The organism is Candidatus Berkiella aquae (assembly GCF_001431295.2).
GTDB lineage: Bacteria > Pseudomonadota > Gammaproteobacteria > Berkiellales > Berkiellaceae > Berkiella > Berkiella aquae.
The window spans coordinates 1,015,813-1,032,298 of the sequence record NZ_LKAJ02000001.1; the positions used below are offsets into that span (position 1 = coordinate 1,015,813).

Annotated in this window: 17 protein-coding genes; 6 read left to right on the plus strand and 11 right to left on the minus strand. The window is 39.9% G+C overall.

The genetic code is table 11. The features are described 5' to 3' along the window. Positions 1–38 precede the first annotated feature (38 nt). Positions 39–5,285, plus strand: a complete 5,247-nt coding sequence (locus HT99x_RS04725; protein ID WP_075066798.1) for a RasGEF domain-containing protein — start codon at positions 39–41, stop codon at positions 5,283–5,285. 324 nt (positions 5,286–5,609) lie between these two features. On the opposite strand, the gene HT99x_RS04730 is transcribed toward HT99x_RS04725, so the two are convergent. The 11 genes from HT99x_RS04730 to HT99x_RS04780 all read right to left on the minus strand — a co-directional run bounded on the left by HT99x_RS04730 (position 5,610) and on the right by HT99x_RS04780 (position 13,269). Next, positions 5,610–5,879, minus strand: a complete 270-nt coding sequence (locus HT99x_RS04730; protein WP_075066797.1) for an HPr family phosphocarrier protein — start codon at positions 5,877–5,879, stop codon at positions 5,610–5,612. Positions 5,880–5,902: 23 nt separating this feature from the next. After that, positions 5,903–6,373 carry a PTS sugar transporter subunit IIA domain-containing protein gene (locus HT99x_RS04735; protein ID WP_075066796.1) on the minus strand — a complete coding sequence of 157 codons (471 nt, stop codon included), beginning with the start codon at positions 6,371–6,373 and terminating at the stop codon, positions 5,903–5,905. Continuing rightward, the gene (rapZ, locus tag HT99x_RS04740; RefSeq protein ID WP_075066795.1) at positions 6,370–7,224 is read right to left on the minus strand and encodes an RNase adapter RapZ; all 855 of its coding nucleotides are present in this window, start codon (positions 7,222–7,224) and stop codon (positions 6,370–6,372) included. The genes HT99x_RS04735 and rapZ overlap by 4 nt, the downstream gene beginning before the upstream one ends. 325 nt (positions 7,225–7,549) lie before the next feature. Continuing rightward, a complete protein-coding gene (locus tag HT99x_RS04745; RefSeq protein ID WP_075066794.1) occupies positions 7,550–8,035 on the minus strand; it encodes a hypothetical protein in 486 nt (161 codons plus the stop codon). After that, complete coding sequence (locus HT99x_RS04750) at positions 8,028–8,480, minus strand: PTS sugar transporter subunit IIA (RefSeq protein ID WP_075066793.1); 453 nt, start codon at positions 8,478–8,480, stop codon at positions 8,028–8,030. The genes HT99x_RS04745 and HT99x_RS04750 overlap by 8 nt, the downstream gene beginning before the upstream one ends. A gap of 114 nt (positions 8,481–8,594) precedes the next feature. Continuing rightward, on the minus strand, positions 8,595–8,906 hold the full coding sequence (gene hpf / locus HT99x_RS04755; RefSeq protein WP_075066792.1) for a ribosome hibernation-promoting factor, HPF/YfiA family: 312 nt from the start codon (positions 8,904–8,906) through the stop codon (positions 8,595–8,597). Positions 8,907–8,929: 23 nt separating this feature from the next. Then, on the minus strand, positions 8,930–10,351 hold the full coding sequence (locus HT99x_RS04760) for an RNA polymerase factor sigma-54 (protein ID WP_075066791.1): 1,422 nt from the start codon (positions 10,349–10,351) through the stop codon (positions 8,930–8,932). 94 nt (positions 10,352–10,445) lie between these two features. Beyond that, the gene (gene lptB, locus HT99x_RS04765) at positions 10,446–11,174 is read right to left on the minus strand and encodes an LPS export ABC transporter ATP-binding protein (RefSeq protein ID WP_075066886.1); all 729 of its coding nucleotides are present in this window, start codon (positions 11,172–11,174) and stop codon (positions 10,446–10,448) included. Positions 11,175–11,178: 4 nt separating this feature from the next. Further along, positions 11,179–11,679: a lipopolysaccharide transport periplasmic protein LptA gene (gene lptA, locus HT99x_RS04770; RefSeq protein WP_075066790.1), complete on the minus strand. Its 501-nt coding sequence runs from the start codon at positions 11,677–11,679 to the stop codon at positions 11,179–11,181. Further along, complete coding sequence (lptC, locus tag HT99x_RS04775) at positions 11,663–12,256, minus strand: LPS export ABC transporter periplasmic protein LptC (RefSeq protein ID WP_075066789.1); 594 nt, start codon at positions 12,254–12,256, stop codon at positions 11,663–11,665. The genes lptA and lptC overlap by 17 nt, the downstream gene beginning before the upstream one ends. Positions 12,257–12,264: 8 nt before the next feature. Beyond that, positions 12,265–13,269, minus strand: a complete 1,005-nt coding sequence (locus HT99x_RS04780) for a KpsF/GutQ family sugar-phosphate isomerase (protein ID WP_075066788.1) — start codon at positions 13,267–13,269, stop codon at positions 12,265–12,267. A gap of 205 nt (positions 13,270–13,474) precedes the next feature. On the opposite strand from HT99x_RS04780, the gene HT99x_RS04785 reads away from it, so the two are divergent. Genes HT99x_RS04785 through HT99x_RS04805 form a run of 5 tightly spaced genes read left to right on the plus strand, consistent with a single transcriptional unit; the run spans position 13,475 to position 16,483 of the window. Further along, the gene (locus tag HT99x_RS04785; protein ID WP_075066787.1) at positions 13,475–14,281 is read left to right on the plus strand and encodes an ATP-binding cassette domain-containing protein; all 807 of its coding nucleotides are present in this window, start codon (positions 13,475–13,477) and stop codon (positions 14,279–14,281) included. Between the two features lie 17 nt (positions 14,282–14,298). Further along, a complete protein-coding gene (gene mlaE, locus HT99x_RS04790) occupies positions 14,299–15,075 on the plus strand; it encodes a lipid asymmetry maintenance ABC transporter permease subunit MlaE (protein ID WP_075066885.1) in 777 nt (258 codons plus the stop codon). Then, positions 15,075–15,548 carry an outer membrane lipid asymmetry maintenance protein MlaD gene (gene mlaD, locus HT99x_RS04795; protein ID WP_075066786.1) on the plus strand — a complete coding sequence of 158 codons (474 nt, stop codon included), beginning with the start codon at positions 15,075–15,077 and terminating at the stop codon, positions 15,546–15,548. Before mlaE ends, mlaD begins: the two co-directional genes overlap by 1 nt. Positions 15,549–15,564: 16 nt before the next feature. Further along, complete coding sequence (locus HT99x_RS04800; protein ID WP_083482919.1) at positions 15,565–16,182, plus strand: ABC transporter substrate-binding protein; 618 nt, start codon at positions 15,565–15,567, stop codon at positions 16,180–16,182. Further along, positions 16,163–16,483: an STAS domain-containing protein gene (locus HT99x_RS04805; RefSeq protein WP_075066785.1), complete on the plus strand. Its 321-nt coding sequence runs from the start codon at positions 16,163–16,165 to the stop codon at positions 16,481–16,483. Before HT99x_RS04800 ends, HT99x_RS04805 begins: the two co-directional genes overlap by 20 nt. Positions 16,484–16,486 lie beyond the last annotated feature (3 nt).

Consider the following 16,486-nt stretch of genomic DNA (forward strand, 5'->3'; position numbering starts at 1 on the left):
TGGCATTTTAAAAATAACAATTTAATAGGGGATATTGCATGGAAGGTGGCACTATTTCACTAGAACAAATCAGCAATGAACTCGCCGTGTTTGCTGCAACACTAACGGATGATGATGCTAAAGAAGATGTTAATTCAGCCCAGCTAGATGTTGAGGGATTGATAACCAATGCCTCAGATGAGCAAGCATATGCTTCTTTAGTTGAAATATTACAAAAATTAGCAGTTCATCTGGGTAACTCGCAAGTGCGAGAGAAAGGGAATGAGCTGCTTGCTCGGGTAAAAGCAAGCACCTCCTTAGCGGAGGGGATGGAAAGTGAAGCAGAAGAAAAGTCAGAAGAAAAAACATCAGCAGCTAAAAAACAAGTAACCTTTTCGCAAAAACCTCCAGAAGTAAGAAAAATTAAAATGATTGGCAAATGGAAAGCCCCATCCATTGGTGATGAAAATTCTCCGCCGATAGAAAGTAGACGCAAAGGGCGCTATAGCGTTGAAGAGATGGAAAATAAAGAAGCTGTTGTAGATAATACCGAAGCTGCTTTATCGGATGATGTTATTCAAGCAGCAGAAGCGTTTCTAGAAAATCCAGAAGCACATAAAGTTGAAAAATTAAAAGAATTTCTTACTCTTGTAGCACCCAAAGTGGGTGAAGAAAATCTGTATGGCATTGTAAGAGTGCCTAATGGAACTTATAAAGTCACAGAATACTCAACGATGGCCACTATTACTTTAACGAAAGATGAAGTTGTTGACCTTGCACAAAAGCAAAAAAGTGCAAAATCATCTACTGATATTTCAAATCGCTCTCAAACAACATCGTCCATTTCGGTTGCAAGCAATACTAATGCTGCTGTTAAAACGGATGCTCAATCTAAAAACAAAACAGATAAAAATTTAAGAAAAAGACGATCAAATGCTTTGAAAAACGTATTTGGTAGAATAAGACGAAAAAGCACCGCTGCGAAATCTGCAACCGATTTGAATACAGGAACTGCCAATAAAAATACAGCTGTGAATCCTTCAACATTGACAATGCCATCAGCGACTGGCCAAAATCAGGTACCAATACAAACAACTAAAAAACCAGCAAAAATTGAAAAGCGATTTGGCTCACATCTATTAAATGTCAATCCGATAGATTTTAAAGCAGCGGATGAATACTTTAGCGCACATCCTGATGCAGTAAAAATAAAAAAGGGAACCGTTCTAACAACAACTGATGAGTTAATGCAAGAAAAACAGATAACATTAAACTGTTCAATGATACGTCCAAGAGAAAATAAAGTTATTTATGCGTTGGCAAATGGAGAATATTTGGGAGAAGGTGCCTATGGTATTGTTAAAATAGCACAAAACCAGCAAGGGCAGACATTTGCCATAAAAATTGAAGGGAAAGGAAAAAAAGCAGACGATACTGCAGAAAGTAAAATTACCAAATTTATTGGCTACCTCAAAGCAACAGAAACAAGAAAATTAGAGGAATCTAAAGATTATCGAGGTGTAAGTACGGATGAAAAGAGTTACACCATTATGCAATTGCGGCAAGGGAAAGAAATATTTGAGCATTTATATACTAATGTATTAACAGCGGGGCAGCTCTATACCAAAGACGATCAAGACCAGAAACGCAGGCAAGATGAAACTGCATTGAGTGAAGAACAAAAATTGATTATAGCCTATAAATCTTGTCAAGCAGTTAATGATTTGCATCTTAGAGGGGTTATCCATGGGGATATTAAACCTGCAAATTTAATGGCGAATGTTAAAGGTCAGCAGATTGTGGTTGCTGCGATAGATTTTGGCTTTTCGTTTCAATTTGATCTCAGTAAAATCCCTCCTGATCCTATTGCGCATGCTGGTGCTCCAGAAGGCACCGATCCTCGTTATATGCCTCCTGAGGTGCGAGTGGCGAATCCCCGCTCGCCAGAGTATAAAGTAGGTGAAATGGCGCAATTTTCACCTGCATCTGATTGTTACTCACTCGGTGTTATGTTTGAAGATGATATGCAGCTTTCATCCGAGATTACTCAAGGATTAAAAAATAGCGATCCCAATAAGCGAGATACTTTATTAAAAACAATGGGACATATTGTTGCGCAATTAGAAAAAATTCCTGAACAAAGCCGAACTCCAGAGATAAATAAAGTAATACATGAACACCATCATGGTGTAAAACGTTTTAAAGAGCAAGAAGGGCCTAAGGAGCAAGCTACTTTTATTAGTCAATTAATGTCAGGTTTTCGTGATCCACGTGAATCAGTGGGTGATGCTGTGAATGCTACATCATATACAACAGACGATTACGACAATATGGCGATTGGTATGTATGATGTTCTCACACCTCCAGAATTTTATGCTGATTTAGAAAAATCCTACAGTGAATTAAACTCACCAGAAGAACAAGCCATCTATAAGCATAATGCAATGATTCTTTTAAAAGCACTATTGAAAGTAGATGTTAACCATGAATATCTCGAAAAAAACAAAAAAGGGATAGAGCAGTTTTCAAAAAATTTATCAGCTGAGCAAGCGTCTGAATTAAAGTTGTTAATTAGTGCACAGAATAATAAAGCAAAAAGCATACCGCAGCCTACTACCTCCGATACATCGACACTGGTTGATATTGATGACTTTATTGATTCTAAATTAAAGGATCCTGCACAACAAGATAATATTGCTTCGATAGCAGCAATGTTTGCAGATGATTTGCAAGCACATCATGCAAACTTATTTAAAGCGGTTAGTCCACTAGAGCTTCAAATTAAAAAAATTGACAATGACAAACAAAGAAGTTTGGCTATTAATCAGATGACCGATTCTTATAACTTTTTATCAGCAAAAGTAGTTCATGACATTATTCATGCAACGAGCAAAGAACATCAACAAGCAATTTATACATTTTATATCAATCTTATGGAAAGTTGTTTAAAAAGGGGAGATTATCTTTCTGCCTCAGCCATTCAAGGGGGATTGACTAATACTGCTGTTGAGCGATTGAAATATTTAACGAACAATGTTAATGAACAGGCTTCTATCGCTAGAGCGAGTAAATTATTTAACCCTGAAGGTTCAAGTAAAAACTTAAGAGAAAGCATGCAGGCAAGAATTGCATCTGGAATGGAAGTGATCCCCTTGCCATCCGTATTAATAAAAGATTTAATCAATGTGGCTGAAATACCAAAAATTTCCGAAACAACTAAAAAAGTTAGTGGCACGAGAGTGCAAATAGTAGGGCATTTAATAAAAACGGCTATTGTAGAAAATCAAGACAGAATAGGTGAAACAACTAGTCAACCTAAAACAAACATAAAATCTGTTTTGGCGACTACCGTTCAACCACTGGGTAATTATTATAATTATACCTTGGAGTTTTTTCCCAGAGGGAAAACTGAGCCAGATTTTTCTAAAGTAAAGAGTAAACAAAATACAGCAGACGATATCAATGCAGCGCATGCTGAAGCGGTTAAAAAAATGGATGTACTTAAGCAAGAAATTTCAGTAGTTATGCAAGAGCTTAAAACAGAACATGCTAAAGAGTCTCCTGATATTTCAAAACTGATAGAACTTAGAAAATCACTTAAAAAAATTCATGAAAGTATTACGGGGCTTCTTAATGTTGAGAAAAACAATTTAAAAATAGTAAGTGATGCAAGGAAAATTCCCTTTGATGAAGCTGTGATAAAAGAAAATGATGCATTAATTAAGTCGTTGCTTGTCGCTAAGATTGAACAATACTTTAAAGATGAAATAAAGGACGATACAGAAATAAGCAATTTATACGACCAAGCGAGTAATTTGGAAATATATAGAGATCTCAATTTTACAGACAGTATGAAGCCTTTTGTAACTGCCATTAGTAATAAAAGAACATTAATGTTTTTACAAGGTAATGACAATGACAATGATAAAATTGATCCTGCTGAAGTCATTCTTGAAAGAAGTCTGAAAGAATACGCAAAGGCTCTCGTCCAAGTTCAAAGTGCGAATAAAACACCGAATGATGAACAGTTTCTTGCTGCAAAAAAAGATCAAATTGAAGAAATTGTGGGTCGGATTAAAACCGCAATGCAGTCAGATGATGCCACCTTAAAAGCAGCAGGGGATCGCGTCAATGACAAAATACAAGGGATGATAACTGCTTATACTGCGATAAAACAACATTTGGAATCGCAAGCAACAGTTCAACCCAAACAACCGGTTAAAAAAGGCTTTGCAAGAAAAATAAAGAGTATTCCAAGGAAAATAAGAGGTCTTCGTAATAAGAAACAAAAATCTTTGCCTAAAGAAGAAACTAAAGATTTATTGAGTTTAATTAATCATTTGCGCGATGAAACGCAACGCCGAACACGTGATATCTCAAATCAGGAAGTCACAAAACCCAAGAATGTAACCTTTGCAGAGACGGATGATATCATTACAAATGATAGAACGGTACACGTTAGCCCAACCGATCGTAGTGACGATGAGGTTAGTGAAGTAGAACGTGAAGAAAATGCAGTAGCAACAGTAGATACAAGGGCGACCACGCAAAATGAACCTGAAACTCAAGTGTTAGAAGTAGAAACGACAACACTGACTGAACCTGAACTGCAATCAATACAACCAAGCATCACAGCACCCACTGAACCCAAACCTCATGTAGAAGAGGCAAGAACAACGATCAGAACAGAGCCTGAAACACATGTACAAACTTCGAGGAAACGAGATCATGGTGCCGCTTTTTCTAATGAGGCGCTTGCCTTAGCCGGTTGCTTAGAACACTTAAGTGATCCTAGTGCAAAAGTCAGCCAGCAATTTCGGTCCGATGCAATGAGACAAAGTGTTGATGCATTGAAGCAGTTACCCAAAGACATGAAACCAAAAAATTTTGCTGATATTGTTAGTATGGCTTCAACTGATATCGATAACAGAAATATCAATGAAGTTACTCGTAAAGTAGCAACTGAAACGATTATGGCAGTTATCATTCCTCCTTATGCAACGCTGAATCAATTAAAGCAAATTGAAAAAGATCTAGCATCAAGAGTGAGTAGCTTAAAATTAACTGATCCGATGACTCAACAGATTGCTGGTAAGATTGCTATTCGTGAAGCGGTTATGCAGCATGTGAAAGCGTCTATCCTTGAAAAAACAGCTGATCATCAAGCAAGGCCTTCGGCATTAAGACCCAGTGTTGGTGCGCATTCAACTCCTACGCTGGGGGAGGGTATGGCTAAACCACAACTCGCTCAAGAACCCGAGCCTTTAGATTTACCTAAGATAAAGCGAACTCAACATAAAACCTAAAATGATTTAACCAATTGATGATTAATCATATTTTATTCATTTCACATGAAAAGTGAATCATCACTATTTCTGAAAACCATTTGATTGTCAAAAAATAAAAGAGCGAAGCGCTTTACTCCGATGTAGTGAAGAAGTGAGAAAAGGGCAAAAATTAAATGTGAAAACTGCCTTGCATGAAGGCAGTTTGTTAAAGTTGTAGGAATGTCTAAAGATAATCAAACAAATACCATATTGTGGCAGCATGAGACGAGATTAAAATCTCCATCTGTGATGAAAAAGCGGATAATTCATGATCCTTCCGTATATGAAGGATAGGAACTTGCGTTAGCGTTCTTCACCAAAACGGTTAGCAATGAGTTTTTCAATCGCATTGAAAGCATCCACTTCATCTTCGCCTTCAATACGAACTTCAATAAAGGAATGCTGGCTTGCTGCTAGCATCATGACACCCATGATGCTTTTTCCGTTTACCGTTTTACCGTTGCGTGTCAGTTCAATGAGACTTGCATAGCGTGAGGCAGTTTGCACTAATTTAGCAGCTGCCCTGGCGTGTAGTCCTAGTTTATTGATGATTTGTAATTCTTTTTTGATCATATTGATACTTCGAATGTGCCTACTTATTCAACAACATCAACCGTTTTTTTACGAGGTATTTTTAAACTTCTTCGTCCGTTTGCAACCGCTAAAACACGTTGTTCAAAGAGAGGTTCAAAGATCCCATCTTTGCCACCATCGACCGCTTTTTTCGCTAAAGGGCCTAAGGGTAGGTGAGGGTAATTTAAAATACGGAACAACATCGGAAGGTTTAATCCTGAAAGCACTCGAATGCAAAAGCCTTGATTTTGTAACCCTTGGGCAATATTGCTTGGGGTTGAGCCAAACATATCGGTTAAGACTAATACACCGCTTCCTGAATCCAATTTTCTAATAAGGTGTGCAGCTTTTGCTGTCAGGGTTTCAGGTTCTGGATTACGGCAAACAGAAAGGTGAGAAACGGCTAAAGGCAGTTGCCCAAAAGTGCCATGTGCTACATTAAGCAATGCACACCCAATTCCACTATGCGTAATTAATAATATGCCAACGCTCATGATGTTTTTTGTAGATCTCTATGTCGAACTTGAACATTCATTTTTAACGTTTGCGCACGGCTTACCAATTGTTTTGTGATATAGACCGAACGGTGCTGCCCACCGGTGCAGCCAATTCCAACAGTTAGATAACTTCGATTATCCGCTTCAAACCGGGGGATCCAATTGTCTAAGAATCGGATAATATCTTCAACCATTTGTTCTACTTCAGGATAGTTTTGTAAATATTTAGCTACTTCACTATCTTCTCCGGAGAGGGATCTTAAATGGGGTTCCCAATAGGGATTAGGTAAACAACGGACATCAAAAATAAAATCAGCATCGGCTGGCATGCCATTTTTAAAACCAAAAGATTGAATGAGAAGTTGTAATCGATTTGAATGCTCTCTAGCGACTCTATCACGAATAATACTACAAAGCTGATGGTGTGATAGCTGGCTAGTATCAACGGTGAGATCAGCCATACTGGCTAAAGGGCTAAGCAACTCTCGTTCTTGTTCAATGGCTTCCTGCAAAGAAACATGATCATTGCTTAAAGGATGACGCCGTCTGGTCTCGCTGAATCGCCGTAACAAGCTTTTATGATCAGCATCCAGATAAATAATGTCAGAATCCCAATCGGGGCGACGTAATTCAGAAATCACATCTTTGAGTAGGTTAACATCCTGAGGTAAATTGCGAGCATCAATACTGACTGCAATGCGAGGATGATCTTCAGCCAACTTATCAATAACGACCGGCAAAATATCAACGGGGAGATTATCAATACAATAAAAACCAAGATCTTCAAGAACATGCAATGAAATCGTTTTGCCAGAACCGGATCTACCACTCACAATTACCAATCTCATTTTCTGCTTCACCCTTTGCTTTGATACTTCGTTATCTTCGCCTACTCGCCGTCTTCATTTACTTATGTAAACTCAGACTGCTCAAGGCTCGATGCCTCGTCTGAAAGCAAAGGGTTTCGCAGAATGGCGGTTACCCTTTGCTTTGATACTTTCCGTCTTCGCCAAAAGGCTACGCCGGACAAGCGTTATCTTCGCCTACTCAAGGCTCGATGCCTCGTCTGAAAGCAAAGGGTTTCGCAGAATGGCGGTTACCCTTTGCTTTGATACTTTCCGTCTTCGCCAAAAGGCTACGCCGGACAAACGTTATCTTCTAAGTAAGACAAAATTATTTTGCCAAAAATCGCTCTATTCTCGCAGATTTAGGCATAAATGCTAATTTTACTGCGGTTTCTATTAGGATAGCCAGATTATGGCCGTGAGCAACAGCCAATGACAGGCTAGGAATAGGAAGATTATCCATTAATTTGTCAACCAACTCAAATTTGAGTTTAGGTTCCGTGTCAGGAAGATTGTGGTTTAACGTAATAATGAAATCGAGCGCAATTTCATCAACCAGCACATTAGGTCCAAATAGTTGTACCACATCGATTAAACCAAGGTTTCGCGTATGTAATAGCCCTTGCTGCGCCTTATCAGCAAATCCCAGTAATTGTTGCCCAGAACGTTTGAATAAGGGCGCATCATCAGCAATGAAACGGTGCCCACGAGTTAATAAAGTGAGAGCCGTTTCACTTTTACCAATACCTGGGGAGCCGGCAAGTAATACGCCCTTGCCTTGAATTTCCAGCAATACGCCATGAAGACTAAGCATGGGTTAGTCTTTCATAGAGCTCTTCACGAGATTTTGCCTGACGTAAACTTTGACGAATACTCTCTTGTCCAAAAACATGGGCAATAGATGCTAATAATTCTAAATGCATTTCATCCGTTTCTGCGGGCACAATTAAGGCGAAAATCAGATCAACGTTTTCGTTATCTTCTGCGCCAAAATCAATACCTTCTTTTAGTGAAATGAAACAACCCAGTGTTTTATCAATGGCTGCAAGGCGCGTATGAGGGATAGCAACACCGTGTCCGATTGCGGTGCTTCCCAAGCGCTCTCTCATAATTAATCCATCAAAAATATCATGCGCTCTAACTTGAATTAAATCAGTGGTCAGCGATTCGCTAAGCAGTTCAAGCGCTTTTTTCTTACTTTGCGCCCGTAGCGCAAAGTGTGTTCTTTCTAATGTTAAAATATCGTGAATGTGAAGCATACTCTTTCCATTTACTCACCCCAGACATGTACTGTGCGTACACGCTTGGGGATTCGTTCGCTTATTGCCGTCGTCTAAGAGTGAGGGTCATTCAAACTGGTTTGAGTAATATGGTTATACTAAATCTTCTCCATCCCCATGATTATTCATTTTTTCTTTATGTTTGACGACTTGTCTATCAAGCTTATCAATCAGTAAATCAATGGCGGCATACATATTTTCAGATTCAGATTCAGCATGAATTTCAGCACGTGCTAGATTTACTTTGGCTTCTGCTTTTTGCTGAAATTTTTTATCAACGGTTAATGTTACATAAACGTTCGTTATATGGGAGAAATGACGTTCAATTTTTTGTAATTTGCTTTCTACATAATCACGTAAGGCTGGTGTAATTTCGACATGATGTCCAGTGATGTTAATTTGCATAATTTTGTCCTTATTGTGTTATGTTAAACTAATTGTTTTCGTTCATTAGAAGGCGGAATGCTCATTGCTTCACGATATTTTGCAATGGTTCTTCGTGCAACCGGAATACCTTGTTCAGCTAATAATGTGGCTAATTTGCTATCACTAAGCGGCTTTTGTCTACTCTCTGCAGAAATGAGCTTTTTAATAAGAGCACGAATTGCAGTTGCTGAGCATTCGCCACCTTTTTCTGTATTAACATGGCTTGAGAAAAAATATTTTAACTCGAATGTTCCACGCGGGGTATGAAGGTATTTTTGGGTAGTAACGCGCGAAATAGTTGATTCATGTAGTTCAAGCACTTTTGCAACATCGTGTAAAATAAGCGGTTTCATTGCTTCTTCACCGAGTTCAAAAAATGCTTGCTGCTGTTCTACAATGCAGCTAGCGACTTTTAGTAATGTATCGTTACGATTTTCAATACTCTTTAAAAACCAACGTGCTTCTTGTAATTGGTTTCGTAAATATTGATTATCTTGACTTGAATCTGCGCGTCGAATAAGACCTGCGTAATGATCATTAATTCTTAATTTTGGCATGCATTCGGGATTAAGCTCAATAATCCATTTACCATGCTTTTTATAAGTGTAAACATCAGGAATAACATATTCTGCTGTTTTGCCACCGATTTCAGTGCCTGGACGAGGATTTAAAGTTTGAATGCAGTGGATCACCTCATGCAAGTCTTCCATAGATAAACCTAAGCGGCGACGTAGTGCAGCAAAATCACGTTTGCCAAGCAATTCTAGATGATGAGTGACTAATTCTCGAGCTTTATCACGCCACGGAAATTCAATGGGTAAATGCTCTAGTTGCACTTTGAGAGATTCGCCAATGTTGCGTGCCCCCACACCTAAGGGATCAAACTGTTGAATTCGGCGTAAGACAGCTTCAATTTCTTGAGTGTCAACCGTGATAGTGTCTTGCACGGTTGCAATAATATCATCGAGCTGGCAAGTTAAAAAACCGTCTTCATTAATAGAATCAATTAATGCTGTTGCAATTAATCTATCACTATCGCTAAAGGGGGTTAATTCCATTTGCCACAGCAGATGGGCTTGCAGTGTTACAGGAACGCTGTTTAAGGTTTCAAGCTCATTACCTAATGATTCGTGAAATCGTGCTTCGCGTTTGTGGCCTAAACGCACTTCCCAGGTAAATTCTTCCCCATTGGGATCAGGCTCTGCATAAAAATGAAGCGCAGCATCTGTTTCGCTTGTTTCTTCAGTGGTGGCATCGCAAGCAGGCTCTTGCTCTTGAACCTCTAACATTGGGTTAGCTTCTAATGCTGATTGTATTTCTGTTTGCAGATCCACTGCGGATAATTGCAGTAGTCGAATAGCCTGTTGCAATTGGGGCGTCATCGTTAATTGATGGCCAATTTTTAGTTGTAATGATGGTTTCATACAACCTCTCCCTAGCATTGTTGCTCAGCAACAGATCTGTGTCTACTTTCTCTATATTGTAGACACCTCCTTTTAGATTTTGGCAGGAAGATTGCTACAGTGTAAAGGCTTCTCCAAGATAAACTTTACGAACTTCCTGATTACTGAGAATACTTTGCGGGGGGCCACAAGCAATTACTTTGCCTTCGCTGACAATCGCGGCTTGATGGCAAATATTGAGGGTTTCTCTTACATTATGATCAGTAATCAAAACCCCAATGCCTTTTTGTGCAAGAAGGGCAATTTGATGTTTTATATCATTAACTGAAATAGGATCGACGCCAGCAAAGGGCTCATCTAATAAAATAAATTTAGGATCGCAGGCCAAGGCCCTGGCAATTTCAACGCGACGCCTTTCACCACCTGATAGGCTAATACCTAAGGTATCTCTGACATGCGTTAAGTGAAATTCATTGAGCAGCGTGTCCAGTCTTTCAAAGCGAGCTGTTTTGCTAAGATGTGTTTGAGTTTCAAGAATCGCTAAAATATTATCTTTAACCGATAATTTACGAAAGACAGAAGCTTCCTGGGGTAGGTACCCAATCCCGGAGCGTGCACGAATATGCATTGGACTGTGTGTTACGTCTGCGCTATTGAGCATGACGCGTCCGCCATCACAAGGGACCAATCCAACAATCATATAGAAGCAGGTTGTTTTGCCAGCACCATTAGGCCCAAGTAGCCCAACCACATCCCCAGATTTTACTTCGAGCGAGACATCTCTAACGATCTCTCGTTTTTTATAAGATTTTTTAAGATTTTTTACCGATAAAATATTATTCATAGGATTAAGCACGCGGATGAATCGTGATAATAGGACGCTCATCACTTTGTTTGGTTGCGTTAATGATTTGTTTGTCTAGCTGATAACTTAACACGGGGCCTCTAAATTTATCTTGTTGATGTTCTATGGTGGCAGAGCCTTCCAAAACAATAAGTTGCTTATCTGGATAATAATAAATGGTTTTAGCGGTGGCGTAAACAGGATTAGGATCGTTTTGTCGCTTACCATCAAAGGTAGCTGGATTACCAATTGCGGTAATCACATTTAATTGCCCTTTCAGATCTTTTTTCAGTGTTAAGGTATCTGCATGAAGTACATGCGTCCCTTGAGTGAGTATCACATTACCCGTATGCACGGCTTCTTGTTTGGTTTGATCGAAAGAAGCAGTATCCGCTTGAATTTGAATAGGAGAAGTTGGGTCGATTTTAATAGGTGCTGGTGTGCCATAAACATTGAACGTGCAAAGACATAGCATGAATATGAGTGGTTTAATGTGGTGTTTCATAAAATGTTTTTACCTGATGTAGAAATTCAACGGTTTCACGATGCAGATCGGCTCTCATGCCTTGTGCTTCAATCGTAAGAGAAGGAGCATAGACAGTCACTTTATCATCCGTTAATGCTCTGGGATTGGGATCTTTGGGAAATAAGAGTAATGAACTTGTTTTAAGCTCCCACCAACTCTGTGTTTTGGGGTTCATTTGTTTAACATTGACATTATTAATCAATTTTAATTGATCAATTTGCGTGCCCATTTTCGCTTGGTATCCTTCTCCTTGCGCAGAGGAGACCGTTAAACAGGAGCCGTTATCCTGATACACCGTCAAATGAGGTTGCAACATTTGCGTAGTGGTTTGCCCTTTAAAGTGTGACCAAGATCCCATTTCTAACACTTGAATAAGTTTGCCATTTTTATCGTAACGTTTGGCTGAAACCCCTGTCATGGTTTCTTCTAAAACATCACTATTTTGTTCATTGGATTTGACGGCAATGTCAGAAGGGGAAAAAAAGTTAAAAAAGTACATCGCAGCAACTAGCGCTGCGATGAACAAGAGTGGATAAAGCGTAGTGCGATGAAACACGAAATGCCTTATAACACGCCAGCGCGAAGTAAATCATGCATGTTTAATGCGCCAATTAAATGACGATTTTTATCAACCACAAATAGGCCATTTATTTTATGGGTTTCCATGAGACGTAGTGCTTCTGCTGCGAGTAAGCCTTTTTCGATAACCCGACCTCCGGCTGTCATCACTTCACGGATGGGAGTCGTACTAATGTTAATATTGTGATCAAGTGCACGGCGCAAATCGCCGTCGGTAAATAAGCCAATATGCTGTTGATTTTCATCAACAATTGCTGTCATGCCTAAGCGACAACGCGTCATTTCAATTAACGCTTCTTTGACGCAAGCCGATTGCGTTACGATAGGGATATCATTGCCTTTGTGCATAATATCATCGATTTTGAGTAATAAACGTCGACCTAAACGTCCTCCTGGGTGAGAAAGTGCAAAATCTTCAGCGCTAAAACCACGGGCATCTAATAGCGTAATTGCCAGCGCATCTCCCATCACCAGTGTTACCGTTGTGCTAGAGGTTGGCGCAAGACCGAGGGCACACGCTTCTTTATCGACGTGTACGTTAAGCGTAACATTAGCACAATTGGCGATAGTGGATTTGGTATTACCTGTCATCGCAATCAGAGGCACGCCTAAGCGTTTAATCAGGGGAAGGATGGTAATAATTTCTTCTGTTTCACCCGAATTTGAGATTGCAATGACGGTATCATTGCTTGTGATCATTCCCATATCACCGTGGCTTGCTTCTGCGGGATGTACAAAAATCGAAGGACTGCCGGTACTGGCGAGTGTCGCAGCAATTTTTCGTCCGATAAGTCCTGATTTGCCCATACCAATGATAACAATGCGTCCTTGATTTTGTATGCACTGCAGCAATAGTTCGCAAGCTTTGGCAAAACGTTTGTCAATTTGCTCTGAAAGGGATAAAACGGCTTGGGCTTCTGTCAAAACGACGCGACGTCCTTCTTCAATGAAGGATTGCTCTACCGTAGTGGTGGTCTCTTCTAGTATCATGGTGCATTCTTATTTATATAATCAGCTGTCTTACAAAGTTTTGATTAACCCAAGATTACTATAACATCAACTGGCGTTTGGGTAATGCTTTCTGAAACTATCTTCTATAATTGGAATATTTACTAACAAAATTAAGAAAGGGTAGTGGTCTTCTAGTTGTGTTAAAATCTTAAATAATACAGATTAAGGTGCTGCATATAACATCATGAAAGGCAGTGAGCTAAATACAGTCGAGATTCGCAATCTCTCATTTGGGTGGGGGAATCGCGTTATTTTTGATAACGTCAGCATTGATATTCCCACGGGAAAAGTGACCGCTATTATGGGGCCAAGTGGTAGCGGAAAAACGACCTTATTGCGATTAATTGGCGGCCAGTTGTTGCCACAATCGGGGTCGATTATTGCAAATGGTTTCAATATTCCCGAGCTTGGGCGTACCGAGTTATATCAAGCACGCCGACAAATGGGAATGCTGTTTCAAAGTGGTGCATTATTTTCAGATTTAACGGTGTTTGATAATGTTGCTTTCCCATTGCGCGAGCACACAAACCTCCCCGAATCATTTATTCATGATATCGTACTGATGAAATTAGAGGCGGTTGGACTACGCGGAGCAAGAAATTTAATGCCAAGCGAGCTCTCTGGCGGTATGCAAAGACGTGCAGCGCTTGCTCGAACGATTGCGCTTGATCCTAATCTTTTAATGTTTGATGAGCCTTTTGCAGGACAAGATCCCATCTCGATGGGCATTTTGGTGAAATTGATCCGCCTATTGAACGATGCTTTAGGCGTGACGAGCATTATTGTTTCACACGATGTTCCAGAGACTTGTAGTATTGCAGACTACGTCTATGTGATTGCAAACGGTAAAGTGATTGGGCATGGGTCGCCAGAAAGTATTAAAAATAGCGACTCTCGCTGGGTACATCAGTTTATGTGTGGCCTACCGGATGGTCCGGTGCCATTCCATTATCCGGCTAAAAACTACCAACAAGATTTATTGGGAGGGTGAAGCTCTTGCTTCAAGCCATGCAAAGTTTAGGAAAAGCAGGCATTGATTTTGTTGATAATGCGGGTAAAACAGCATTGTTTTTATTGCATGCTTTGCTTGTAAAACCTAAAGGATTCACTAAAAGTCTAAAACTATTAGTGCCCCAGCTTTATATGATTGGTGTTTTGTCGATGATTATCATCGTCGTCTCTGGCCTTTTTATTGGTATGGTATTAGGGTTACAGGGATACACTATCTTAGTTAAATTTGGTGCGGATCAAGCATTAGGGCAACTAATTGCCCTTAGCATGGTAAGAGAATTAGGCCCTGTCGTGGGGGCTTTATTGTTTGCAGGCCGCGCAGGTTCGGCAATTACCGCAGAAATTGGCTTAATGAAAGTGACAGAACAATTATCGAGCATGGAAATGTTGGGTGTTGACCCTTTAAGACGTGTGATTGCGCCACGCTTTTGGGCAGGGCAGATTTCATTACCCCTTTTGACCTTAATTTTCACTGCCGTCGCCATTTATGGCGGTTACATGGTAGGCGTGCAATGGCTAGGGGTCGATGAGGGTTCCTTTTGGGCAAACATGCGTAATGCTGTTGATTTTCGTGAAGACATTGTTAATGGCATCATTAAGAGTGTTGTTTTTGGCACACTGGTGACATGGATTGCAGTTTATCAAGGCTATACTTGCCCGCCTACAGCGGAAGGTATTGGTAAGGCAACAACTCGCACAGTCGTATTTTCATCATTAGCGACGTTAGGGATGGATTTCATTCTAACCGCAATTATGTTTGGGGGACTCAACTAATGCAGAAACGAACGGTAGAAATCGCCGTTGGCTTCTTTTTCCTACTGGGAATATTAGCATTTAGCATGTTAGCGATACAGGTTAGCGGTTTAACTAAATTTTACAATGTTGAAAAAGGTTATAACATAACCGCAGATTTTGAAAACATTGGTGGGTTAAAACCAAGGGCGCGCGTTACTATTGCCGGGGTTGCCGTTGGACGCGTCGTTGCGATCAACTACGATCCTAAAGATTATGTTGCGCGGGTTTCAATCCTCGTTGACAATAAAGTTAATAATATACCAGACGATACTACGGCCAGCATTTTAACTTCGGGTCTATTGGGCGATAATTATATTGGTTTGACCCCTGGGTTTAGTGAAACCTATTACAAAGAGGGTGATCATATTCCAGTAGAGAACACGAGTAAGGCAGTTGTCTTAGAAGAATTGGTATCCAAATTTTTATCAAGCCAAGCAAGTGGCTTAAAATAAACTCGAAGGGAACATTATGCGTTCAATGGTTCGTCATTTATATCTTGTTTTTGTTCTGTTTTTTGCGGTGAGCACAACCTTATTTGCTGAAGAGCCTGATGTCTTATTGCAGCGTGTTACAAAGCAAATGATAGATTCATTGCGTCAAAATGATAAAGACCTCCAACAACACCCTGAAAAAATTTATGACATCATTGAAAAGATATTAGTCCCTCATATCGATTGGATTGCGATGTCTCGTTGGGTGGTTGGTCGCAATGCTTGGCAAAGTGCTAGCGACGACCAGAAGAAACGGTTTGTCAAAGAATTCAAAGATCTTCTTATTCGCACTTATGCAAGTACCTTGCGGGCTTATAACAACCAGACGATTGATTATTTGCCGATACGAGGGGGTACCCAAGGCAAACCACGAGTACTTGTTTCCAGCCTTATAAAAGAACCAGGACGCGAGCCCATTCGAGTGACTTACCGCCTTGTGAATAACAATAACGCTTGGCAAGTGTATGATATTGCCATTGAAGGGGTTAGTTTATTAAAAGGCTTCCAGTCACAGTTTGCTACTGAAATTCAGCAAAACGGTTTAGAAAAACTCATTCAACATTTGCGTGAGCACAATGAAAAACCTCTTCAGTGAAAAAGACATTACCGTCGAATTTTTCAATAATGAATTGTTAGTGAAAGGTCCATTAACACAAGACACCGTGGTCGCTGCGATAGATCGCAGCGAGCCACTTATCCCCAATGAACAATCAGTGACAATCAACTTAAGTGAAGTGAGAGATTGTGACAGTGCGAGTCTTGCCTTTATCATGGCATTATTACGAATTGGTAAAGCAAAGAAGTCATCAATGCAGTTATTGCACCTTCCAAAAGAAATGCTTGATTTAGCAACCGTTAGCGGATTAAATGGATTTTTACCCTTAAAAGATAAGTAAACC